Here is a 24,156-nt window from a genome sequence, read left to right as displayed (position 1 = left end):
CCCAGTACAAACAAAAGGGCCGCGGATCCCGGGTGGGGTTCCGCGGCCCTGAAGGCGCCTGCCTGATGCTGTATCAGACTGGATCACTCCAGGGTTCGAGCCCACGGAAGGCCCACATCGTGTGATGCTGCGTTTCCTGCTTGCCGAGTCCGGCACCGGTCGCCGCGAGCGCATAGCCCTCGGGCGCCGCGATCGCTACTGCTGCTGCCGGTGCCTCGGTCGGTCGCTCATTGCGATCCCGGACGGGAAGGCTCGCAAAGGAGGCAGAGCTGACGGCAGAGATGCCGGACAGTCCGGTCCCGCGGAGCGAGGCGCCGAGCAGGCAGGTGGCGACGACCGAGCGGTCGGTCATTTTGGTGAACTTCGTCATGGTTGCCACTGGTCTCGCCTCCTCTCGGCGTCTCGGGGACGGTCGGCCCGAGGGCCTCGTCCCATACGTATTCGGATGAATTACAGCACAGAATCAGGGCTTCAGAGAAGTCGCTGTTCCCGTGGTTAAGAACCTAAGGGGGTTCCCGGGGCGCGCGCAAACTATTTTTTCAACGAGTTTCGGTCAGTCTTCGCCGTCCGCAGCGACAAGCTCCTGACCTGCACACATCGTCAGGACATCAGCTCCGAACCGGGCAATCTTCCGGGCGCCGACGCCGGCGATGCCGGTGAGCTCGCTCTCGGTGGACGGCACGGCCTCGGCGATGGCCATCAGCGTCTTGTCGGTGAACACGCAAAACGCGGGCTGCCCGATCTTCCCGGCCTGGACCGCACGCCACTCGAGGAGCCGCTCGTACAGTCGCTCGTCCATGTCCGAGGGACAGTCCTCACAGCGCATCAGCTTCATCTCACCGGCGTCGGTCAGCGTCTTGCCGCACACCCGGCACCGCACCGGCCCGCGCTGCCTGCGACGGCTCGTGCTGCCGCGCTCGATGCCGCCGGTGCCACCACGACCGCCGGCGCCGCCCCCCGCACTGCCGCGCAGGCTTCCCAGCGCCGTAGAGCCAGGTCGCAGGCCGTTCAGGAAGCGACTCGGCCGGCGGGAGGCCCGGCCGCCGGGTGACCGGGACAGCGCCCAGGAGAGTGTCAGGTGCAGCCGCGCCCGGGTGACGCCCACATAAAGCAGCCGCCGTTCCTCCTCGACCTGCTCATCGGTTTTGGCGTAGGTGATCGGCATCATGCCCTCGGTCAGCCCCACCAGGAACACCGCGTCCCACTCCAGGCCCTTCGCCGCGTGCAGCGAGGCCAGGGTGACGCCCTCGATGGTCGGGGCATGCTGCGCCGCCGCACGCTGGTCCAGCTCGGCGACGAGATCCGAGAGGGTCGCCCCCGCCCTGGCCCGCGCGAAGTCCTCCGCGAGACGCACCAGCGCCGCCAGTGACTCCCACCGGTCGCGGACCGCTCCGGAACCCGCGGGCGGTTCGGCACGCCAGCCCTTGGTGCCGAGCACCGCCCGCACCTGGGACGGCAGGTCCACGGCGTCGTCGAGCAGCGGGTCGTTGCCGCCGGCCCGCGCGGCCCCACGCAGCGCGACGCCCGCCTCCCGCACTTCGGGGCGCTCGAAGAACCGCTCGGCGCCGCGCAGTTGGCAGGGCACCCCGGCATCGGCCAGTGCCTGTTCGTAGACCTCCGACTGGGCGTTGATGCGGAACAGCACGGCGATCTCCGAAGCGGGTACCCCGGCGGCGATCAGATCGCGGATACGGCGGGCGGTGCCCTCCGCCTCGGTCGGCTCGTCCTGGTACTCGGTGTATGCGGGATCGGGGCCGGGGTCGCGCTGCGAGACCAGCTCCAGACGGTGCTCGGCGGCGCGGCCGCTCGCCTGACCGAGCAGACCGTTCGCCAGGTGGACGACCTGGGGGGTCGACCGGTAGTCGCGGACCAGCTTCACCAGGGTCGCCTCGGGATGGCGGACCCGGAAGTTCAGCAGGTGTTCCGGGGTCGCCCCGGTGAAGGAGTAAATCGTCTGGCTGGCGTCGCCGACGACACAGAGATCGTTCCGGTCGCCGAGCCAGAGGTCCAGCAGCCGCTGCTGGAGCGGGCTCACATCCTGGTATTCGTCCACCACGAAGTGCTGGTACTGGCTGCGGACCTGCTCGGCGATGTCAGGGCGGTCCTGGAGGATGCCCACGGTGAGCAGCAGCACATCCTCGAAGTCGATCACTCCACGGTCGTTCTTGAGCTGCTCGTACATCGCGTAGATCTGCGAGATCTCGGCGGGATTGCGCGGCGCCTCACGGACCGATCCGGCGATCGCGGCCGGATAGTCCGCGGGCACCGTCCGGGTGACCTTGGACCATTCGATCTCGCCCGTCACATCCCGCAGCTCGGTGCGGTCGAGCCGGACACCGCAGCGCGCCGCCGCCTCGGCGACCAGCTGGACCTTGCGCTCGAGCAGCCGGGGTACCGTGCCCCCGACCGCCTTCGGCCAGAAGAACTGCAGCTGACGCAGCGCGGCCGAGTGGAAGGTCCGCGCCTGGACACCGCCGGCGCCGAGCATCCGCAGCCGCCCGCGCATCTCGCCCGCGGCCCGGTTGGTGAAGGTGACGGCGAGCACCGTGGCAGGCTGCAGGATCCCCGCACGCACGCCGTAGGCGATGCGGTGGGTGATCGCTCGGGTCTTGCCCGTACCGGCTCCGGCCAGCACGCAGACCGGGCCGTGCAGGGCGGTGGCGACCTCGCGCTGCTCGGGGTCGAGCCCGTCGAGCACCGCGTCGGCCGATTCGGGGACCTGCGGGAAGAGGGAGGAGTGCGTTGCTGCTGTCACCCCGCCATGCTGCCAGGTCGCAGGAGACGCACGGGACGGTTGTCCACAGGGCACCCCTCGCAGTCGTACGAATACGGGAATGGCGGCCGGGCCGCCTGCGTTCCCCCATCGGAAGAAGCAGCGAAGCAGCAGAGGAGCGCGAGAGACATGCCGGGCACTGTGACGATGTACAGCACCACGTGGTGCGGCTACTGCCGTCGGCTGAAGGGCCAGATGGACCGAGAGGGCATCGCGTACAGCGAGATCAACATCGAGCACGACCCCGACTCCGCGGCATTCGTCGAGAAGGCGAACGGCGGCAACCAGACCGTGCCCACCCTGCTGGTCGTCGGCTCATCGGGCGCCGAGTCGGTCATGACGAACCCCTCGCTGGCACAGGTGAAGCAGGCGCTGGCAGCCTGACCCGGCTACCCCCCGGCCCGTCCCGGCCACCCCTCTTACCCGGCCGGGCTGCCGCAGACGCTCGTGGCGGGCAGCCAGTCCGCCCTCGAGAGCCGCTTGCGCTCGGCTTCCAGCTGTCCCAGGGGCGCGTCCGCCAGGCCGCGGTGGGGCGCGCTCAGGAACTGCAGGACGGCATGCTGGAACGCGTCCCGCAGGGTGGGCGGCATGGTGTCGGACGCGTCGAAGCAGAGCAGCCGGGTCGGCGCACTGCCGGTGCCCCCGGTCAGAGCGGTGGCGACCCGCTTGCCCACCCGGTCCTGGGGCTGCGGGTCCGCCGCGCTGGGGAAGTTCGGCTTCAGCATCTGCTTGGCCTGGTTCATCCAGGTGGTACGGCCCTTGGTCCCGGAGAGCCGGTTGAGCAGTTGCAGCGCCGCCGGGCTGTCACGGAACACCGCGGCCATGTCGGCCGACACCTCGTAGGCGTCCTGGTTCCTGCGCAACTGGGGGACGGCGTCGACGGACGGCTCGAAGTCGGTGTCGGGACCGTAGAGGTAGCGGATGAACGACCCCTCGTGCTCCTGGGTGCAGGTGCCGGTGTCGAGCAGTCCGGTGCCGCCCTTGCCCTCGTACGGGGTGTCCAGCGCGCTCCGCCCGTCCTGCCCTTCGATCAGTGCGGCCCAGGTGCGCCAGGCGTCCTTCATCGCGTCGCTGGTCCAGGAGAGCTCGCCGTTGGCCCACTGCTCGTACACCTGCCACCCCGAGCGGTGCAGGAGGATGTCCTCGATCCAGTCGGTGCCGGGCCAGCCCGTGGTGGCCTGTGAGCTCATGCCCAGGCACCAGGTGTGCGGCGTGACGGGCTGCGAACGTTTGCTCCACACCAGGCTTTTGAGGTCCACCTTCAGCGGCACCCAGTAGGTGTGTCTGCTTCCGTTGACGACCAGCTCCGGTGCCCACGGCGGGTAGGCCTTGCTGCCCAGCTCCCCGGTCAGCGGCGTCAGCACGCCCTGGTGCGCGTACTCGGACAGCTCGCCCTGGCTGTTGAGGATGGCCACGTCCGGCGGCGCACCCGCCTCCAGCTGTGCGACCAGCGTCTCCCGCAGCGAACGGGTGCCCTGGTAGGTGTAGATGTACGGGGTGCCGTCGTCGAGCAGGTCGAGGGTCTTGGTGAAGGCGGCCGCCTCGTCCCCCATCCACGGGCCGAGTACCACCACCGTCTGTTTGCCGTGGCTCGCGCAGCCGCCGCTCAGGGCGGCGAGCACCAGCAGTGTCGCGGACAGCAGCGAGCGCAGTCCGGCCCGGGAGCACCACGGGCGGAGGTCTCGGCTCAATGGAACTCCTCCCGGCCCGGTACCCGGACGTAGTCGCGCCGGTAGGCGAGCAGCGCCCAGCCGGTGGCCGTCGCGCTCAGCAGCCCGACCGGCAGGATGAAGCCCGTCACCGCGGCCCACCGCTCGCTGTGCGCGCGGTGCATGGAACCGTCGATCGACCGCTGCAGGGTGTCGATGGGGTCCGGCACCGCCGGGGTGACGCTCGCCGGATCCACCCTGGCCAGTGCTCCCTCGACGGTCTGTCGTACGGCTGTCTGCCCCTGGTGGGTCTGTACCGTCCCGAGGACCAGCACCGGCAGTACCAGCAACGGCAGTACGGCGCCCGCCAGCGGAAGGCTCAGCAGCCGGAATCTGATCCGCAGGAAGTTGAGCGTGCGGAGCAGACCGACGGCGAGCAGCACGCATGCGACGCCGGCCACGGCGGCGAGGATCATCGGTCCGGTTCCCCAGCCCGCCTCGTCCGCCAGATCTGCGCGCAGGCTGCGTTCCAGCGAGCCGATCCGGTCCTGGATGGTGGTCGCTTCGTAGCCGCGGGCGGTCGATTCGGTACACCGTGCGGTCTGCGGGGTGCTGCCGGTGGTCTCGCAGAGCATGCTCAGCGCGTACAGCAGGTAGGCGCTGCTCAGCGTGGAGTCGGCCCTGCTGCGGTCGGCCCGGCCGACGTAGTCGTTGTAGTCGATGACCAGGCCGGACACGACTTGCAGGCTCTGGCGCTGGGCTGCGTTCAACGCGCCGGTCTGGGCGACCTTGTTGAGGTTCTGGGTGGCTCTGGTGATCAGGCCCCGGTAGTTCTGGTCGAGGCCGACCAGCGAGGGGCCGCTGAGCGCCGATTCGGCCTCCTTCTGCGCCTGCGCCAGCGAGACTTCGGCACGGGTCAGGTCCACCAGGGCGGGGGCGCTCTCTTCGCTGACGTGCGCGGAGTCGCCGTGCACCCCTCCGTAGGACATCGACAGCGCGCCGAAGGCGATCACGGTGAGCAGCGGCAGCACGACCAGCCGGTCGCGGAGAAAGTCCGCGGTCCGCCCTTCGCTCACCGGCGCCAGACAGAGATACCGTCGGAGCACGCCACCCGCGTCTTTCAGCCACTCGCCGATAGCCTGCGCGACGACCGGTCCGATGCCCTTGCCGAAGTCCTTGCCGATGTCGCTGTCGGTGCCGCCGGTGGTGTCGGGGCCGACGGACCGGGCGGGGCTGTTCACCGGTGCCACACCGTTCGGCTGGTGCGGATCCTGGCCGCCTCGATGTCGAACGGCCGGATGCGGTCCAGGAGTTCGGCCTCACCCTCGTCGCCGGGCCTGATCAGTTTCGCCAGATGTTCCTTCATGGCCTCGTCGCCGACCTGGCAGGCGAGCCGCCAGGCCTCTCCGAAGGCCCGGCGGGCGGCTTCGGGGTCCTGGGTACGCAGGGCCGCGCAGCCCTCCTCGAAGACTCTGACCAGTTCCTCCTGATGCAGATAGTGGCCGACGGTGGGGTGCATCCGGCTGTAGAGCCCGTGGTCGCCCGACCAGCGGACCAGTACGGCCTCCGACGGCGGCAGCGCGACCGTGGGGCGGGCGGTCTCGTCACGGGCCAGTTCCACTTCGGTGAGCATCTGTTCCGAGCCCGGTGGCTCGTCGTCGTGGGTGACGCTCAGCGACAGCAGATACGAACGGGTCTCCTCGCCCCAGGGCGCCGTGGCGTAGTCCCGTACGTAGGGACTCTCCGCCACCGTCCGCAGGTCCTGCCGGGTCGGATACACCTGGCCGATGGAGGTCAGTTCGACGCCCGCACGCCCGTAGAGGCGCAGCCGCAGTCCGGTCAGCGTGCGGTCGGCGGCCTCGCGGGTCAGCGTGCGTAACTCCTCGGTGAGCAGGTCGAGTCGCTCGACGGCGTGCGCGGTGCCGTGCAGCCGGCCGGTGATCAGCAGCAGTTCCTCAGTGGCCCAGCCGTCGCCGATACCGACCGCGTCGCAGGTGAACTCATCGGCGCAGTCGGCGAGATGACCGGCCAGCTCCTCGGGTGTTTCGTAACCCGGCTCGTTCCTGCCGTCGGTGAGCAGCAGGGCATGGCATACGAAGCCCGCGCCGTCGCCGGGCAGTCGCGCGAAGAGCTTCCGGGCGTACGCCAGCCAGCTGCCGATCGCGGTGCCACCACCGGGGTGGCAGGCGCGCAGGGCTTCCTCGGCGCCACGCCGGGTGGTGTCGTCGGCGACCGCCAGGACTCCCGATCCGGGCTCCGCCTGGGACGGCACCGGGTAGACGGCGGATGCCCGGTCGCGGCCCGCGACGACCGCGAACCGGGTGCCGTCGGGCAGGGCGTGCACGGCCGCGGCAGCCGCGTTCCTGGCGGCGGCCATCCGGGCGGGCGGGTTCACCATCGAGGAGGAGTGGTCGATGAGGAACACCACGGCGTGCTGCGGCGGATCGCCCGCATCGGCGGGCGGGCTGCCGACGCGTCCGGCGGCGCGCTGGACGGTCACCGTGACCACCGCGTACATCCGGGCCGCGGTCCCCGCGTCGGGTACCGGGAGCTCGGCGATCTGACTCACTTCGAGGAGGGCCGTGAGTTCGGCCCGTCCCGCAGCCGCTGCCGGTACGTCTTCCCCAGCCATGGGCGTCTCCTGTCGTGGCGGAAGCCCAGCGGGCGGACCTTGTTGGCCCGGTCGATGAGCGCGTCCGCGATCTCGTTGCTGTCCGGGAGGTCGGAGCGTCTGGCCTGCTCCGCGAGGCCGCGGTAGAGCAGCGAAAGAGTCTCCTCCAGTTCCTTGCGGTCCCGGGGAGCGGTGAGCCGCTCGTCGAGGCCGGCGGTGAGTTCACCGAGGCTGCGGAACGGCACGCGTTCCAGCACCGTCTCCCAGAGCTCCGCCTCCAGTCGGCGCCGGGCCCGCGGATCGGTGAGGCCGTGCTCGTGGAAGAGCGGGCCCAGTCGGTGCAGGGCGTCCTTGAGCGCCTCGTCGTCGGGGTCCAGCGGGTTGCGCGCCCGGGCGGCCTTGATGCGGACGATGGCGGTCCTGGCCGCGGTCAGATGGCGTGAATGCGCCGGTACGAGTTCCAGCGCGGCCAGTGCGTCGGCCAGTCCCTCGGCCCTGACGGAACCCAGCCGCACCCGTGCGTAACCGAAGGCGGCGCCGCCGAGGGAGTGGTTGCGCCGGCGCACCGCGTCGTAGAACTCCAGCGCCTGCGGCCACTCCCCTGCCTTTTCCGCGCAGTACCCGAGGACGAGTTTGGGCGCGTACTCACCCGGGATGGCCTGGTAGATGCCGTCGAAACGGTGGCGGGCGCCGGTCAGGTCGCCGCGTGCCAGGGCGAGCAGTCCCAGGTGCCAGTCGATCCGCCAGTCGTACGGCGCCCAGCGCGAGTCGATGGAGCGCCGGGCCCGGCTCACCTCCGCGTACGCCCGCCGGATCGACCGGGGTTCGAGGTCGTTGACCGCGCGTGCCATATGGAGGCGGCAGCGCAGCAGATGGAGTTCGGCCGAGGAGTCCCACCCGCCGATCCGCTGGAGCAGCGCCGTCGCGTCGTCCTCGGTGAGGCGGTCCAGTCGGGGCGCGTTCAGATCGTAGGGGTCGCTCCTCGGTACCGGGAGACCGCACGCCACCTCGCTGGGCGAGGGCGGCACCAGGCCCGGCGAGGTCGGGGCGTAAGCGCCGCTCGCCCAGCCGTTCAGGGGCGGCGGCGAGCCGATGGTGCCGTCGAGGGCGTGGGCCGACTGGACGAAGAGCGGTGACGGCTCGAAGGATTCCTGCTCGGTCCGCAGGGAGCGCAGTTCACGCAGCACCCCGCGCAACTGCAGCGCCATTTCCTCGGCGGTGGCGAAGCGGGCTCTGCGGTCCACGTGGGTGGCCCGCTGCAGGGCCCGGCGCAGCGATTCCGGGCCGAGACCCTTGGCACGCGGGGCCGCGGCGCTCAGTTCGCGCAGCGTCACTCCGAGGCTGTACAGGTCGTCCTGGAAACGGGTCTCGCCGCGCATACCGACGCCTGGGGCGCGGTAGTCGTCGGTGGTCGGGCCCTCGGCGCGTTCCCGGCGGACGCTCCCCACGTCGACGATCTTTATCTCGGTACCGCAGTGCATGACGTTGTGCGGTTTGAGGTCGCCGTAGACCTTGCCCTTCTGGTGGTGGAGATAGCTGAGGGCGTTCAGGATGCGGATGCCGTAGGCCAGTACGAACTCGTGGAAGCGCGCACCGCCGAACGCACCCGGGTCCTGCACGACCCGGGCCCTGACCTCCTCCAGGGTGAGCCCGTCGGCGTACTCGAGCACCAGGAACTCACCGGCGGGTTCGTGCCGTCCGTAGTTGAACACCCGGATGATGTCGGGGTGGTTGAGGCCGACCAGCTCCTGACGTTCGCTGGTCATCGTCTTCTCCCGGAGCCTGATCAGCTCCCGGCCCTCGCTGCTCATCGTGTGGCCGTCGCGCTGGTGCAGGATCTTGATGGCCACCGGTCGGTTCTCGAGGCGGGTGTCCTCCGCGAGATACACCTCGCCCATTCCGCCGTAGCCGACCTTTCTGATCACCTGGTACTGGCCGGCGAGCGTACGGTCGGAGCCCAGGCCGAGTCCCCGCAGGCCTGCCGCGTCGGAGGGCTGCGCGAGGCGCGCCACCGGGCGTACTTCGGGGAGTGCAAGCGGGTCGTCGTCCTTCTCCTGCGGCGGCGGCAGTACCTGGGCGGCCGTGGGGACCCCGCTCACCACGGGCCGGGACGGTCCGGTGCCGGGTGAGTCCGTGTGCCGGCCGGTGGCGCGGTCGACGCGTTTCCCGGTGCGCTGGCAGAAGCCTCCGGGGGTGACCGGGCTACCGCAGTCGGGATGCGGGCAGGAGGTCATCGGTCCGCGGCCCTTCCTTCCGTCCGGTCGATGTCGGCCGGGCCCGTCGCACCCGGTGGCCGCTCGGCGTCGAGGATCCGGTGCACGGTCCGCACGAAGGTCCGCACCGCCTGATCGGCCTGACCGAGGTCGCTGGGTCCTCCGGTGAGGAGCCGTTGCGCCGCCGTGTAGTCGCGCACCGCGTCGGGATGTTCGTCCTGCGCGTGGTCGCCCAGCCGGGCCTGCGCGACTCCGAGCAGGCCGCGCAGTCGCAGCATGGTGTCCAGCGCGGCCTGCAGCGTGCGCTCGATCCGTCCGGCCCGGAGCAGTGCCTCCTCCACGGACTGCTCGGCGTGCGACAGCTTCTCCATGATGTCCCCGCCCCGCCCGTGTTCGGCGGCCAGTTGCACCGTCCACAGCTGGGCGTCGGCGCCGCGCGGGGACGGCGGTGCGGGCAGCGGTGTGACCCGGGGGGCCAGCCGCCGGTGCAGCTCCCGGACGCTGCGTTCGGTCTCCGAGAGGCGGTCGGCCCGCTCACCGAGCCGGGTCAGCCATCGCAGGGCCCGGTCGGACGGCAGCAGCTCGCCGGTGAGCGCGGGCTGCGGGCCGTGCAGGACGAGTAACAGCCGGGTGCCCCGGCCGTGGAGAGCGCGCAGCAGTTCGCCGACCCGGCCGGGGGCGGCCTCGGCCAGGTCGGGTGCCACCACCGCGACCGAGGCGAGGTGCCGTGGCGACTGCGGGTTCAGGGCCTGCGCCAGCTGTTCGGCGTTCATCCCGGCCGCGGCCACCGCGAGGCTGATGGAGCCGGGCCTGGGCACCGTCCCGTCGTCGGACTGCCGGGTCTCGGCGGTGGAGAGGCCCGGCGAGCGCTCCCGGTCGGCCAGATTGAGCGTGGTACGCAGAGCGATCGCAGCCTCCCGGTCGTCCTCGCGGACGAAGACCGTCTCGATGTCCCAGGTGCCGGGTTCGCCGTGCAGCCAGCGGGTCACCGTGCGCTGGACGCCCAGCGGCCTGCCGGTGCGCGCGCCGTCGGGCGCGATCAGCAGGTCGTCGGGGATGACCGTGAGGCCGCTGAGGTGGCCGGCCACCAGCGGGAGATGGCCGGCGATGGTCGCAGCGGGGATCATGTAGAAGTGGAAGAAGTCGGGCTGGGTGTCGTAGACGGCGACCATGATGCCGAGCAGCCGGTCGCTCCCCGTCTCCGTGACACCGGCCCCGCTGAATCCCCGCGGGTCCTGCTCGTGGAAGTCGACCGGGTTGATCTGCACCCAGTCGTCGCCGTGGCCGCCGGGCCCCTTGAGGACCGCGTCCACCCAGAGGCCGCCCGAGCGGCCCCGGGGAAATCCGTCGATCGCCACGCGGGTGTCGTACGGAGCCGGGTCGCGGTCGAGCACCACGGTGGATTTCACCGGGGCCGATGCGGTGAGCCGCAGCAGCGCGAGATCTCCCACGTCGTTGCCGTGGCGCTCCACCCAGTGGCCTTCGATGACGGTCGCGGTGCGCCATTGGCCCTTCGACGGGCCGGTCAGCAACGGGAATTCGACCCGCACCGTGGACTTCGGCCCCGGGATCACATGGGCGCAGGTCAGCACCAGGTCCGTACCGAGCAGCACCCCGGCGCCGAGCAGCCTTCCCGGTGTTCCGCCCGCTGGCGCCTCGCGCAGCCGAAGGCGCCAACTCTGTTGATCCACAGCATTGTTGAAGTGATCCGCTACCCCCTCCATACTTCCCCAGAGTAGGCGCTGCGGGAGACAATGGGGCCCGAGCTGCACAGGCCGGTCGGTCCAAGGGAGACGCATGGGGAACGGGACGAATGAGACCTCGGGGATCGGTCTGGCGGATCTGATCAGCGAGGTGCGGGCCGAACTGGAGGAGGCGCAGCGGCGCGTCGGAACGAGCAATCTGCGACTCGGAGTGCGGAAGGTCGGCCTGGAGATCACCGTGCAGGTGGGCCGGAAGCTCGATGCCAACGGGAAGCTCCGGCTGGGGGTGGTCACCGCGGAGGGCGGCGGTTCGGCGACCCGGGAGAACACCCACCGCATCCAGATCGAGCTGGAGATCCAGAACGCCGAACACGCGCCGGGGTGGATTCCGGTGGGCCGGGAAGAAACCCCGGCGGAGTCGCCGGCCGGTTGACGGCCCCGGACCGGCCCGGCAGTCCCGGGCCGGACGTTCCGGGTCAGTCCAGCGGCTTCGGCAGCGGCTTTCCGTACCAGAGTTCCACCAGCCGGGCCGCGATCGAGATGCCCGCCGGGGGCAGCACCTCGCCGGACTCGATCGCGGTCCGCAGGTCGTCGCGCGAGAACCAGCGCGCCTCGCTGATCTCCTCGCCGTCCACCTGGATCTCCGATGTGGTGGCACGCGCCATGAAGCCGAGCATCAGGCTGGACGGGAAGGGCCACGGCTGGCTGGCGACGTACTGGACGGCGCCGACCGTGACCCCCGCCTCCTCCAGCACCTCGCGCGCCACCGACTGCTCTATGGACTCGCCGGGCTCCACGAAGCCCGCCAGGGTGGAGAACCTGCCTTCCGGCCAGTGCACCTGCCGGCCCAGCAGCGCCCGGTCGTGCTCGTCGGTGACCAGCATGATCACCGCCGGGTCGGTCCGTGGGTAGTGCTCGGCCCCGCAGGCCTGGCAGCGGCGGATGTGGCCCGCGGCCGCGATGACCGTACGTTCGCCGCAGCGGGAGCAGAAGCGGTGCAGCCGCTGCCAGTTCTCCAGCGCGACCGCGTGCACCAGCAGGCCCGCGTCGCGGGGCGGCAGCAACAACCCCGCCTCGCGCAGCCCGGCCGGGCGCGCCGACTGGTCCATCCGGCCGGGGAGGCTGTCCTTCTGGAGCGCGAAGTAGCGCACCCCGTCCTGGTCGGTGCCCAGGAAGTAGCGGTGCTCCTCGGTGAGCGGCGCCTCGAAGCTCGGCGTCATGACGAGTTCGGTGCGGCCGTCCGGGGTCTCGTCGATCAGCGCCTGCGCTCCGGAAACCACGAAGACGCGGGTCGTCGGGTGGCTCCAGGCGGCCGCGAGCCACGCCTCGTCGAGGCGGTGGTGGGCGGCGCGGTCGATACCGCTCGGATCCGTCAGACCGATCGGCCGGCGCGGATCGCCGGGGGCATGAGCCCCTGCGGTACCGGCTCCGGTGGCGCCGCTTCCGGTGGCACGGTTTCCGGTGGCGCTGCTGAAGTTGCTCACAGGTGCTTCCAACTCCCCCTCGTGACTGGTGGTTCGGTTCAGGCGGCCTGGCGTGCGGCAGCGGCGAGTTCGCCCCACAGATGCGCTGTGGTCTCCACGCCCTTGAACAGCAGGTCGAGCTCGACCTTCTCGTCGGGCGCGTGCCAGCCGTCGGACGGTACGGAGATCCCCAGGAAGAGGACCGGTGCGTCCAGCACGTCCTGGAGGTCGGCGGCGGGGCCGGATCCGCCCTCTCTGGTGAAGCGGATCTTCTCGCCGAACGCCCGGCCCATGGCCCGTACGACCGACTGGAGCGCCGGGTGGTCCAGCGGCGTCAGACACGGCCGGGTGCCGGCGCTGAAGGAGATCTCGTGACGGATCCCGGCGGGCACCCGAGCGGCCACCCACTCGGTGACCAGCTGCTCGATCCGGACCGGGTGCTGTCCGGCGACCAGCCGGAAGGACAGCTTCACCAGGGCGGAGGTCGGGATGATCGTCTTGCCGCCGGGGCCCTGATAGCCGCCGCCGATGCCGTTGACCTCGGCGGTCGGACGGGCCCAGATCCGCTCCAGGGTGGTGTGGCCCCGCTCTCCCGCTGCGGCCCGGGACTTCGCGGTGTCCAGCCACTCGGCCTCGTCGAAGGGCAGCTCGGAGAAGAGGGCTCGTTCCTCCGCGGTGAGCTCGGCGACACCGTCGTAGAAGCCGGGGATGGTGACGCGCCCGTCGGCATCGTGCAGCGCGCTGACCAGTCGGGCGATTTCGGTGGCCGGGTTGGGGACGGCACCGCCGAAGGAGCCGGAGTGGATGTCCTGACCGGGGCCGTGGAAGGTGATCTCGCACTCGGCGAGACCGCGCATACCGGTGCACACGGTGGGCGTCGTCTCGGACCACATCCCGGTGTCCGAGACGATCACGGTGTCGGCGGCCAGTCGCTCGGCGTGCTCCTCCACCAGGGTGCGGAAGTGCGGAGAACCGGACTCCTCCTCGCCCTCGATGATCAGCTTGAGGTTCACGGCAGGGGCGGTGCGGCCGGTGGCCGCAAGGTGGGCGCGGACCCCGAGTGTGTGGAAGAACACCTGGCCCTTGTCGTCGGCCGCGCCCCTTCCGTACATCCGGCCGTCCTCGACGACCGGCTCGAAGGGGTCGGTGTGCCAGCCGTCGGCGACCGCTGCGGGCTGCACGTCGTGGTGGCCGTAGACCAGCACGGTCGGGGCGTCGTCCTCGCCGGACGGCCATTCGGCGAAGACCGCGGGCGCGCCGGGCGTATCGATGATCTCGGTGACCGGGAAGCCGGTCTCCTTGAGTTTGGCGGCCAGCCAGTCGGCGCTGCGGCGTACGTCCGCGTCGTGGTCCGGCTGCGCGGACACGGAGGGAATGCGCAGCCAGTCGGCCAGATCGTCCAGAAAGGGCTCGCGGTGCTGCTTTATGTACGTACGGACAGCGCTGTCCGGGGTGTCGCTCATGCCGTCGAGCCTAACCGGCCGGTGCCGGTGGCCGGTCCGGAGGTTCACCCAGCAGGATGCGCTCCAGCTCCGCGCGGCCCGGTAGCCGGGTGGGGCGGATCACTTCGCCGGTGCGTACGTAGAGGAACACGGCATCGACGTCGGTGAGCGGGATCCCCTGCTGCTCGGCCCAGGCCAGGCGGTAGACGGCGAGCTGGAGTGGATCCGCGGTGTGGGCGTGATGGGTCTTCCAGTCGACGATCTCGTAGGTGTGCCGCGAGGTCCGGTACACCGCGTCCATCCGGCCGCGGATCAGCCGGCCCGCCAGGGTGAGCGTGAACGGCGCCTCGATGCGGTAGGGGGTGCGGCGGGCGTACGGGGTGCGCTCGAAGGCCTCCTTGAGCCCGGCCAGATCGCGTTCGTCGGCGATCTCCGGTTCGTCGTCGTCCCCACCGGGGAGCTCGTCGGGGCCGAGCATGGGCAGCGGCAGCTCCTCGAAGCGGGACTCCACCCAGGCGTGGAACCGGGTGCCGCGGCGGGCGGCCGGCTGCGGCGGGCGCGGCATGGGCCGGGCCAGTTCTCGCGCGAACCCGTCGGGGTCCTCGGCGAGACGCAGCAGCTGGGTGGCGGTGAGCGTGGGGGGCACGGGGACGTCCCGGACGGTCTGCTGGGCGCGCATGAGTTCGGCGGTCAGGGCGCCCAGGTCGCGGTCCCAGGAAGCGATGGTCCGCGCGTCCTCGGGGGTCAGGGCGTCGGGCGCGGCACGGGCGTGCGGCACGGTGGCAGCGGTCGGTTCCGGCACGACAGCGAACGCGTCGAGCTCGGAAAGCACGGTCTGCGCCGCGGCCCGTCGGCGCGCCAGCGCCGCCTCGTCCAGCGGGAGCGGCCATGCGAGGTCCGCCGCGTCCTGGCGCAGCGCGGGGTTCTCCTCGTCCGGTTCCGGCGGGTCGGCCCAGGCCTCCGTCTCGCCGAAGCCCTGCGCGCAGTGCTCGTTCAGCGCGAGCAGGAACTCGGAGGGGCCGCGCGGCCGTTTCTGGCTCGGGCCCCACCAGTGGCCGGAGCCGAGCAGCAGGGAGCGGGGGCGGGTGAAGGTGACGTAGCCGAGGCGGAGCTCCTCGGTGTGCTGGTGGGACTTCATCGCCGCCTTGAAAGCCGCCAGGCCCTTCGCGTCCCAATCAGCGACGTCCGGCAGGGTCGCCGCGTCCCCGCGCAAGGCATGCGGCAGCACCTTCGGCTGAGCCGTCCACGCATCGCGGGACTGCTCGCCGGGGAACTGCTTGGCCACCAGCCCGGGGACCGCGACCACATCCCATTCCAGGCCCTTGGACTTGTGCGCGGTGAGCACCTTCACGGTGTTCTCGCCGCCGGGCAGCGCCTGGTCCAGGCCCTTCTCGTACTGGGCGGCGGTCCGCAGGAAGCCCAGAAAGGCCAGTAGGCTTGCCTCGCCGTCGAGGGAGGCGAAGCCGGCCGCGGTGTCCAGGAAGCCGGACAGCGTCTCGTGGCGCCGGGCGGCCAGGGCGTGCGGTGAGGCGGAAAGCTCGACCTCCAGGCCGGTGGTGGCCAGCACCCGGTGCAGCACGTCCATCAGAGGATCGGCCAGCGACCGCCGCAGTTCGCGCAGCTCGGCGGCGAGGCGCGCGAAGCGGACCCGGGCATCGGCGGAGAACGGCAGGCCGTCGTCCTCCCCGCCATTGTCCAGGAAGGTGTCGAGCGCATCGGCGAGCGAGACCACTTCGGCCGGGTCGACCCCTTCGACGGCCTCGGCCAGCCGCCGGTCGGGGTCCTCGTCCCCGGCCCTGTCGTGCCGTACGAGCAGCCGGGCCCGGCGTCCGAGCAGCGCCAGGTCACGTGGGCCGATCCGCCAGCGCGGGCCGGTCAGCAGCCGGACCAGCGAGGCGTTCGCCCCCGGGTCCTGGAGCACCTCGCAGACCGCCACCAGGTCGGCGACCTCGGGCAGGTGCAGCAGCCCGGAGAGTCCGACCACCTCGACCGGCACGTCCCGCTCCACCAGCGCGCCCTGGATCTCCGCGAAGTCGCCCGCGGTACGGCAGAGCACCGCGATCTCGGCCGGTTCCTTGCCGGTACGCACCAGGTGGGCGATCGAGTCGGCCAGCCAGCCGATCTCCTCCTGATGGGTACGGAGCAGGGCGCACCGCACCATGCCGTCCCGCTCGGCGCCCGGCGCGGGCCGCAGCGCCTCGACCCCGGCGTGCATCGCCCGCAGCGGAGCGGCGAGGCCATTGGCCAGGCCGAGCAGGCGGCCGCCGCTGCGGCGGTTCTCGCTGAGCGAGAACCGGGCGGCCGGGCGGCCGTCCGTGTGGGGGAAGTGCTCGGGGAAGTCGTCCAGGTTGGCGACGGAAGCACCGCGCCAGCCGTAGATGGCCTGGCAGGGGTCGCCGACCGCGGTGACCGGATGCCCGGTGCCGCCGCCGAAGAGCCCGGAGAGCAACAGCCGCTGCGCCACCGAGGTGTCCTGGTACTCGTCGAGCAGCACCACCCGGAACTCGTCGCGCAGGATGGTACCGACCTCGGGCCTGGTCAGCGCCAGCTCGGCGGAGAGGGCGATCTGGTCGCCGAAGTCGAGCAGGTCACGGCTCCGCTTGGCCGCCCGGTAACGGTCCACCAGGTCGAGCAGTTCTCGGCGGGCTGCGGCCGCCTCCGGGACCTTGCGCAGATCGGCGTTGGACAGCCTGGCGCCCTCCAGGGTGTGCAGCAGTGCGGTGTCGTGGGCGCGCAGTCGGCCCGGCGGCACGAGGTGTTCGGCCAGTTCGCCGTCGAGCGCCAGCAGGTCGCTGACCAGCGAGGAGAACGATCGGGTCAGCGCCGGGTAGGGGCCGGGCGCCTCCTTGAGCACGCGTGCGGCCAGCTGGTAGCGGGTGGCGTCGGCGAGCAGCCGGGCACTCGGTTCGAGGCCTATCCGCAGCCCGTGGTCGGTGAGCAGCTGCCCGGCGAAGGCGTGGTAGGTGGAGATACGGGGCTCACCGGGAGGGTTCTCCGGATCCATGACGTCCGGGTCGGTCACGCCGGCGCGGACCAGCGCCTTGCGGACCCGCTCAGCGAGCTCGCCGGCTGCCTTGTTGGTGAAGGTCAGCCCCAGCACCTGCTCGGGCGCGACCTGTCCGGTGCCCACCAGCCACACCACCCGCGCGGCCATCACCGTCGTTTTCCCCGACCCGGCTCCGGCCACGATGACCTGCGGGGCGGGCGGCGCGGTGATGCAGGCCGTCTGCTCCGGGGTGAAGGGGATGCCGAGGAGCTCCTTGAGCTGCTCGGGGTCGGTGAGGCGCGGGGTCACATCGCAGAGGCTAACGGCGCCCTCCGACATCGACCGAATGACCGATCGCGCGATGACCGCATGACCGCACGGCTCACTCGACGATGTGCCGGCCTTCGGGCAGTGCGCTGCAGGAGGCGCGGAACGCACAGTGCGAGCAGTGGCTCCCGGTGGTGGGCGTGAAGCGCTCGTCGAGCACCTTGCCGGCCGCCGTGGCCAGCAGATCCCCGACCCACTCCCCCGCCAGTGGTTCCTGCGCCTGGATCCTCGGGAGGGCGTCGCCGCCCTCCTTCCGGGCCGCCGCCTGCCGCAGCTGGACGAGTTCGGCGCCGCCGGGTTCGGGGCGCCGGCCGCCGAAGACCTCGTCGACCGCCCCTTCGCGCACCGCGAGCTGGTAGACCGCGAGCTGCGGGTGGTGGGCGACCTCGTCCCTGGTGGGGGCCGCCTTGCCGGTCTTGAAGTCGACGACATAGGCCCGGCCGTCCCGGTCCTGCTCGACGCGGTCCATGGAGCCCCGGATCCGGACCTCGTACTCACCGGCTGCCAGGGTCACGTCGAAGCCGTGCTCGGTGGCGGCCGCGCTGCGGCCCGCGCGGTCCATCACATGCCAGCGCAGGAAGCGTTCCAGCGCCACCCGCGCGTGTTCCTTCTCCTGGGCGGATTTCCAGGGTGCGTCGAAGGCGAGTGAGTCCCAGACCGAGTCCAGGCGCTCCATGAGGACCGCCAGGTCGGCCGGAGTCCGCCCGGAGGCGACTTCGTCGGCCAGTACGTGCACGACGTTGCCGAAGCCCTGGGCGGCGCTCGCGGGTGCGTCCGCCTTCACCTCGCGGCCCAGGAACCACTGGAGTGAGCAGGTGTTGGCCAACTGGTCGAGGGCGCTTCCGGACAGCGCGACCGGCTGCTCCCGGTCACGCAGCGGGACCTTGCTGTGCGTCGGCTCGTACAAGCCCCACCAGCGGTACGGGTGCGCTGCGGGCACCAGCGGCCGGCCCTCGTCGTCGGCGAGGGCGGCCAGTCCGGCCAGCCGGTGGGCGGCGGCCTCGCGCAGTTCGTCGGAGGACCGCGGGTCCACGACGGTGGCGCGCAGTTCGGCGACGAGCGGGGCGACCGCGAGGGGCCTGCGCGGTCGCCCGGTGATGTCCTTCGGTTCCACGCCGAGCTCGGTGAGGAAACGGGAAGGCTGGTCGCCGTCGTCGGCGGGGGCCTTGACCGCGGTGACGACCAGGCGGTCGCGGGCACGGGTGGCCGCGACGTAGAAGAGCCGGCGTTCCTCGGCGAGCAGGGCGCCGGGGGTCAGCGGCTCGGCGAGCCCGTCCCGCCCGATCCGGTCCGCCTCGAGCAGTGACCCGCGCCGTCTGAGGTCCGGCCACAGCCCTTCCTGCACCCCCGCGACGACGACCAGGCCCCACTCCAGACCCTTGGCGCGGTGTGCGGTCATCAGCCGTACCGCGTCGGGCCGTACGGTCCGCTGCGAAAGCGTGTCGGCGGCGATGTCCTGGGCGTCGAGCTCCTCCAGGAAGTTGAGCGCGCCGCGTCCGCCGGTGCGTTCCTCGGCGCGGGCGGCGGTGTCGAAGAGCGCGCAGACGGCGTCCAGGTCCCGGTCGGCGTTGCGCCCGCCGGCGCCGCCGCGCAGCGCGGCTCGCTCGAGCCGCCGGGGCCAGCCGGTGCCGTTCCACAGCGTCCACAGTGCCTGCTCCGCGGTGCCGCCGTCGGCCAGCAGCTTACGCGCGGCGGCCAGCAGCGCACCGAGCTGCTGCGCTCCTCTGGCGTAACCGGCGTGCACGACGAGCCGCTCGCGCTCGGCGAGCGCCCGGGCGAGCAGTTCGTCGGACGGTGCGGGCAGCGGGTTGCCACCGGCCCGCTCCTCGTCGCGCAGCGCGCGCCCCAGACGGCGGAGGTCGGCAGCGTCCATGCCGCCGAGCGGGGAGGCGAGGAGGGTGAGCGCGACGTCGGTACGGAGCCAGGGTGCGGGCCGGGGCGCCGCCTCCGGTGCCGGCTCGGGCTCGGACGCGGGCGCCGTCTCGGGCTCGGACGCAGGCTCGGTCCCGTCGGCCCCCGGATCGGCCGCCGGGACGCCCGGCCGGCCCGGTCCGCCCAGCGCCGCCTCCGCCACCGCGCGCAGCGCGGTCAGCAGCGGGGTCACCGCGGGCTCGTGGCGCAGCGCGACATCGTCCCCCGCGATGTCCAGCGGCACCCCCGCCGAGGTGAGCGCCCGCCGGACGGCGGGGATGCTGCGGCCGCCGGCCCGGACCAGAACCGCCATGTCCTGCCAGGGCACCCCCTCCTCCAGATGCGCCCGGCGCAGGATGTCCGCGATGTTGTCGAGCTCGGTGCCCGAGGTGGGGTACGTGTAGGCCTCCACCCGGCCCCCGGCCCGTACCGCCGACAGTTCGCGGTGCGCCCGCACCTTGTCCGCGGGCAGCCGGGGCAGCGGCATCCGCTGGGTCAGCAGCCGGGTGGCGGCCAGCAGGGACGCCGAGGAGCGGCGGGACCTGGTGAGCACCTCGACCCGGGCGGGCGCGCCGTCGCTCCGCGGGAAGGCGTCCGGGAAGTCCAGGATGCCGCCGACGTCGGCGCCCCGGAACGCGTAGATCGACTGGTCCGGGTCCCCGAAGGCGACCAGGGTGCGGCCGCCGCCCGCCAGCGCGTGCAGCAGGCGGACCTGTGCCGGGTCGGTGTCCTGGTACTCGTCGACGAACACCGCGTCGTACCGCAGGTCCACCCGCTCGGCCAGCGGCACGGCGCGGTGCACCAGCTCGGCGTAGTCGAGGACACCCTGCGCGTCGAGTACGTCCAGGTACTCGGCCAGGAAGTCGGCGGCCGCGCCCCAGTCGGGCCGGCCGGTGCGCCGTGCGAACGCGGCCAGTGTGTCCGGTCCGAGGCCGAGTTCCCGGCTGCGGGCGAGCACCGCCCGCACCTCGTCGGCGAAGCCGCGGGTGGTCAGGCAGGCGCGCAGTTCGTCGGGCCAGCGGATGTGGCCGAGCTCCAGCTGCCCGGCGAGCAGCTCGCGCACCGCCACGTCCTGCTCGGGGCCCGAGAGCAGCCGCAGCGGCTCCGCGAAGAGGTCCATGTCCTGGTGCGCGCGGACCAGGGCGTAACAGAAGGAGTGGAAGGTGGTCGCCTGCGGCCCGTGCACCCCGCCCAGCCGCACGGCCATCCGGTCGCGCAGTTCCACCGCGGCCTTGCGGCTGAAGGTCAGGACCAGGATGCGCTCCGGATCCGTCCCCTCGGTGATGCGCCGGGCCACCGCCTCCACCAGCGTGGTCGATTTCCCGGTACCCGGCCCGGCCAGCACCAGCAGCGGTCCGGTCCCGTGGTCAACCACCGCACGCTGCTGTGCGTCCAGTACAGGTGGATCAACGGTGCCCGGCGGGGTGCGCACCAGCCGGTACGCGCCCGACGGCCGTTGCCGTACCGGGTGGAAGGTGGAGGAGCTCACGTGGATCGCCGGTCCTGGGGGTTGTGCGTGGGTGTGCGGGTGGTGGGTGCGGGAACGGAGGTGCGTCCGCGGTGCCCCGCTGACGCTACGCCTGCGGACGTCGTGGCTGCAGCCGGTCCGCCCACTGCCCCGGTGCGTCCCCCGTACGGTCCTCAGACCACCCGCGGGACCACCGGATGGCGGAAGCTGTCAGACATGAGCCCCGTCGCCGCCGTCCCAGCGCGCCCGCCTCATGTCGAGGCGCGGTATGTGACCGGCGGCTTCCCGGGCGGCCGACGACGACTCCTTCAGCGGGGTGGACTCCGCCCGGTAGTGCTCCAGCGCCCGCAGCTCGTGGCCGGGCAGCAGAGTGCCGTCCGCGCGCACCACCCGCCACCACGGGGCGGTGCCGCCGTACAGCGCCATCACCCGTCCGACCTGGCGCGGGCCGCCTTCGCCCAGCCATTCGGCGATGTCCCCGTACGTCATGACGCGTCCCGGCGGGATCCGGTCCGCCACATCGAGGACCTGCTCCGCGTACGCCGGAAGCTCGGCCGGTTCGGCACTCACCCGGCCCATCCTGCACTACGCCTCCGACAGCGGGCCGGCTCCCGTACGGAAAGGCCGGTTCATCACAATCGGGCCCTGATGCCCGCCTCGGCCGCCCCGACATGCCACCATCATCCGGGCGCCGCACCGCGAGGCACGGCGCCGTGACGCGCGGCCACCGGGGGCGGCGCGACCGGAAGGACACGACGGAGGGGCCAGGCGTGCAGCAGCCACCGACGGCGGCGACCGCGGCCGCCGCCGAGCCGCCGTCCGGCGGTCCCGGCGGTCCCGGCGGGGGAAACCAGCCGGAAAACGGGCAGGCATCGGACATGGAGACCGGCGCAGAGCCCGGGAAGGAACCCGCCGAGGAACCCACCGTGAAGTCCGCCGCGGAGCCCGGGAAGGCGTCCGGCCCGACCGGCGCGCATCCCGCCACGACGTCCGACTCCGCATCCGGCACCGGCTGCGCGGACACGGGCCCCGTCGACCGGGTCTCCGGCGACGAACCCCTGCTCGCCGCCCGGGTGCACCGTCCCTCCGACCTGCTGCGGCTGCTCACCGGCATCCTGGCCATCGCGCTGGTGCTCGCCATCTCGGCCTTCGCCCACGGCACCACATCGGGCCTGGAACAGGACATCAACAACGGCACCGGTCAGGCGCCCGACCTGGTGATCAAGCTCACCGGTCTTTTCTCGTCGATCGCCATACTCATCCTCCCGGTCGGCTTCGCGATCGAGCGGCTGGTGAAGCGCGACGGACTGCGGATCGCCGACGGGGTGCTCGCCGCCGTACTGGCCCACGGCGTGGCGCTCGCCACCGATCTCTGGGTCACCAGGGCCGCCCCCCGGTCGATCACCGACGCGCTGACCCATCCGATGACGAACGGGAACCTGACCGATCCGGTGCACGGCTACCTCGCGCCGGTCATCGCCTACATGACGGCCGTCGGCATGGCCCGCAGGCCGCGCTGGCGGGTGGCGCTCTGGGTGGTGCTGCTGGTCAACTCGTTCGCCGTGCTGGTCGGCGGACAGACCACCCCCTTCTCCATCGTCGTCACCATCCTGCTCGGCTGGACCGTCGCCTACGGCACGCTGTACGCCGTGGGCTCCCCCAACGTGCGCCCCACCGGCCGGCAGCTGCTGGCCGGCCTGCGACAGGTCGGCTTCAACCCGGTCACCGCGATGCGCGCCGGGGACCTCCCCGACTCCGCCGAGCAGGGCGACCGGGGGCGGCGCTACTTCGTCACGCTGGAGGACGGCGCCCCGCTGGACGTCACCGTCGTCGACCGCGAGCAGCAGGCCCAGGGCTTCTTCTACCGCGCCTGGCGCCGTCTGACGCTGCGTTCCATCTCCACCGGCCGGTCGATCCAGTCGCTGCGCCAGGCCCTGGAGCAGGAGGCACTGCTGGCGTACGCGGCCATCGCGGCCGGGGCCAACGCACCGAAGCTGATCGCCACGTCCGAGCTGGGCCCCGACGCCGTCATGCTGGTGTACGAGCACACCGGGGGCCATCCGCTGGACTCGCTTCCCGATGCGGAGATCACCGACGAGCTGATGCGGAACGCCTGGCGCCAGGTGCAGTCGCTGCAGTCCCGCCGGATCGCGCACCGCCGCCTGGTGGGGCACGCGATCCTGGTGGACCAGGCCGGTGCGGTGATCCTGACCGAGTTGCGCGGCGGTGAGATCGCGGCCTCCGACCTGGTGCTGCGGATGGACATCGCCCAGTTGCTCACCACGCTGGGCCTGCGGGCCGGTGCGGAACGCTCGGTGGCCGCCGCCGTCGCCGTACTCGGACCGGACGCGGTCGCCGACAGCCTGCCGCTGCTCCAGCCGCTGGCGCTGAGCCGCTCCACCCGGTCGACGCTGCGCCAGCTGGCCAGGGAGCGGTCGGAGCGTGAGCGGGAAGCGGTGATAGCGGCGTCGGATGCCGCACGGCAGGCGAAGGCCGAAGCCCACGGGGCGGCCGATGACAGCCGCAGGGCCGCGCGGGCCGACAAGAAGGCCGAGAAGGTGGCGATCGACGACGCGATGGGAGGCGTCCGCGAGGAGGACCTGCTCTCGCAGATCCGCCACCAGGTCCTGCTGATCCGTCCGCAGGCACACGCCGAACCGGTCCGCCTCGAACGCGTCAAGCTGCGCACCCTGCTGAGCGTCATCGCCGGGGCCATCGCCGCGTACTTCCTGCTCTCGCAGATGGCGAACATCCCCTTCCACCAGTTGCTCACCAACACGCAGTGGGGCTGGATGGCGGGTGCGGTGCTCTTCTCCGCGCTGAGCTATGTGGCCGCCGCGATGAGCCTGCTCGGCTTCGTCCCGGAGAAGGTGCCGTTCTTCCGTACGGTGCTGGCGCAGGTCGCCGGGTCGTTCGTGAAGCTGGTGGCACCGGCGGCGGTCGGCGGGGTGGCGCTCAACACCCGCTTCCTGCAGCGCGCGGGGGTCCGGCCCGGGCTCGCGGTGGCCAGCGTGGGGGCCTCGCAGCTCTTCGGCCTCGCCAGCCACATCACGCTGCTCGCCATCTTCGGCTATGTGACGGGCACCGAGCGGACGCCGTCCCTGACGCCGTCCCGCACGGTGATCGCCGGACTGCTGGCGGCTGCTGTGCTGGCCCTGGTGATCACCGCAGTACCGTTCCTGCGGAAGTTCATCGTCACCCGGGTACGTTCGCTCTTCGCCGGTGTGGTTCCGCGCATGCTCGACGTACTGCAGCAGCCCCGGAAGCTGCTCACCGGCATCGGCGGGATGCTGCTGCTGACCGGAACGTTCGTGATGTGCCTGGACGCTTCGATCCGGGCGTTCGGCGAGGGCAACAACCTGAGTTACGCCAGCATCGCCGTGGTCTTCCTGACCGCCAACGCGGTGGGTTCCGCGGTGCCGACCCCTGGTGGCGTCGGCGCGGTCGAGGCCTCACTCACCGGCGCCCTGGTGATCGCCGGGCTGCCCTACGCGACCGCTGCCGCCGCCGTACTGCTCTTCCGGCTGCTGACCTTCTGGCTACCGGTGCTGCCCGGCTGGCTGTGCTTCAACTACCTGACCCGGCGGGGCGAGCTGTAGGCGCCCGCCCG

At 72.1% G+C, this 24,156-nt stretch carries 15 protein-coding genes; 3 read left to right on the top strand and 12 right to left on the bottom strand.

Annotation, left to right across the window (positions count from 1 at the left end; all coding sequences use genetic code 11):
- Positions 1-73: 73 nt before the first annotated feature.
- Positions 74-370, bottom strand: coding sequence for a hypothetical protein (locus tag AB0436_RS16540; RefSeq protein ID WP_366468565.1), 297 nt, complete (start codon positions 368-370; stop codon positions 74-76).
- A gap of 183 nt (positions 371-553) precedes the next feature.
- A complete protein-coding gene (locus tag AB0436_RS16535) occupies positions 554-2,755 on the bottom strand; it encodes an ATP-dependent DNA helicase UvrD2 (protein ID WP_366468564.1) in 2,202 nt (733 codons plus the stop codon).
- 147 nt (positions 2,756-2,902) lie between these two features.
- On the opposite strand from AB0436_RS16535, the gene AB0436_RS16530 reads away from it, so the two are divergent.
- Positions 2,903-3,157: a glutaredoxin domain-containing protein gene (locus AB0436_RS16530; RefSeq protein WP_366468563.1), complete on the top strand. Its 255-nt coding sequence runs from the start codon at positions 2,903-2,905 to the stop codon at positions 3,155-3,157.
- A gap of 35 nt (positions 3,158-3,192) precedes the next feature.
- Here the strand turns inward: AB0436_RS16530 and AB0436_RS16525 are convergent, their stop codons facing one another.
- Genes AB0436_RS16525 through AB0436_RS16505 form a run of 5 tightly spaced genes read right to left on the bottom strand, consistent with a single transcriptional unit; the run spans position 3,193 to position 10,937 of the window.
- A complete protein-coding gene (locus tag AB0436_RS16525) occupies positions 3,193-4,464 on the bottom strand; it encodes an extracellular solute-binding protein (RefSeq protein WP_366468562.1) in 1,272 nt (423 codons plus the stop codon).
- A complete protein-coding gene (locus tag AB0436_RS16520; RefSeq protein ID WP_366468561.1) occupies positions 4,461-5,663 on the bottom strand; it encodes a hypothetical protein in 1,203 nt (400 codons plus the stop codon). The genes AB0436_RS16525 and AB0436_RS16520 overlap by 4 nt, the downstream gene beginning before the upstream one ends.
- A complete protein-coding gene (locus AB0436_RS16515) occupies positions 5,660-7,054 on the bottom strand; it encodes a vWA domain-containing protein (RefSeq protein ID WP_366468560.1) in 1,395 nt (464 codons plus the stop codon). Before AB0436_RS16515 ends, AB0436_RS16520 begins: the two co-directional genes overlap by 4 nt.
- On the bottom strand, positions 6,988-9,267 hold the full coding sequence (locus AB0436_RS16510; RefSeq protein ID WP_366468559.1) for a tetratricopeptide repeat protein: 2,280 nt from the start codon (positions 9,265-9,267) through the stop codon (positions 6,988-6,990). Before AB0436_RS16510 ends, AB0436_RS16515 begins: the two co-directional genes overlap by 67 nt.
- Positions 9,264-10,937 (bottom strand): serine protease, encoded by a 1,674-nt coding sequence (locus AB0436_RS16505; protein ID WP_366468558.1) that lies wholly within the window; start codon positions 10,935-10,937, stop codon positions 9,264-9,266. The genes AB0436_RS16510 and AB0436_RS16505 overlap by 4 nt, the downstream gene beginning before the upstream one ends.
- A 106-nt stretch (positions 10,938-11,043) precedes the next feature.
- Here AB0436_RS16505 and AB0436_RS16500 point away from each other — a divergent pair, with 106 nt between their 5' ends.
- Complete coding sequence (locus AB0436_RS16500) at positions 11,044-11,382, top strand: trypco2 family protein (RefSeq protein ID WP_366468557.1); 339 nt, start codon at positions 11,044-11,046, stop codon at positions 11,380-11,382.
- 43 nt (positions 11,383-11,425) lie between these two features.
- Here the strand turns inward: AB0436_RS16500 and nudC are convergent, their stop codons facing one another.
- From nudC to AB0436_RS16475, 5 genes are all read right to left on the bottom strand, one after another.
- Positions 11,426-12,331: an NAD(+) diphosphatase gene (gene nudC / locus AB0436_RS16495; RefSeq protein ID WP_366468733.1), complete on the bottom strand. Its 906-nt coding sequence runs from the start codon at positions 12,329-12,331 to the stop codon at positions 11,426-11,428.
- A gap of 140 nt (positions 12,332-12,471) precedes the next feature.
- Positions 12,472-13,875, bottom strand: coding sequence for a dipeptidase (locus AB0436_RS16490; protein WP_366468556.1), 1,404 nt, complete (start codon positions 13,873-13,875; stop codon positions 12,472-12,474).
- Positions 13,876-13,885: 10 nt separating this feature from the next.
- On the bottom strand, positions 13,886-17,149 hold the full coding sequence (locus AB0436_RS16485) for an ATP-dependent DNA helicase (protein WP_366468555.1): 3,264 nt from the start codon (positions 17,147-17,149) through the stop codon (positions 13,886-13,888).
- Positions 17,150-17,222: 73 nt separating this feature from the next.
- Positions 17,223-20,573 (bottom strand): ATP-dependent DNA helicase, encoded by a 3,351-nt coding sequence (locus AB0436_RS16480; protein WP_366468732.1) that lies wholly within the window; start codon positions 20,571-20,573, stop codon positions 17,223-17,225.
- 183 nt (positions 20,574-20,756) lie between these two features.
- The gene (locus AB0436_RS16475) at positions 20,757-21,125 is read right to left on the bottom strand and encodes an MGMT family protein (protein ID WP_366468554.1); all 369 of its coding nucleotides are present in this window, start codon (positions 21,123-21,125) and stop codon (positions 20,757-20,759) included.
- A 299-nt stretch (positions 21,126-21,424) separates the two neighbouring features.
- Here AB0436_RS16475 and AB0436_RS16470 point away from each other — a divergent pair, with 299 nt between their 5' ends.
- Entirely contained in the window at positions 21,425-24,145 is a 2,721-nt protein-coding gene (locus AB0436_RS16470) for a lysylphosphatidylglycerol synthase transmembrane domain-containing protein (protein ID WP_366468731.1), read from the top strand.
- The last annotated feature ends 11 nt before the right edge of the window (positions 24,146-24,156 follow it).

It is taken from the genome of Streptomyces sp. NPDC051322 (assembly GCF_040689485.1).
Lineage (GTDB): Bacteria > Actinomycetota > Actinomycetes > Streptomycetales > Streptomycetaceae > Streptomyces.
The sequence above is the reverse complement of the archived record's forward strand: the minus strand, read 5'-3'. Positions and strand labels throughout refer to the sequence as shown.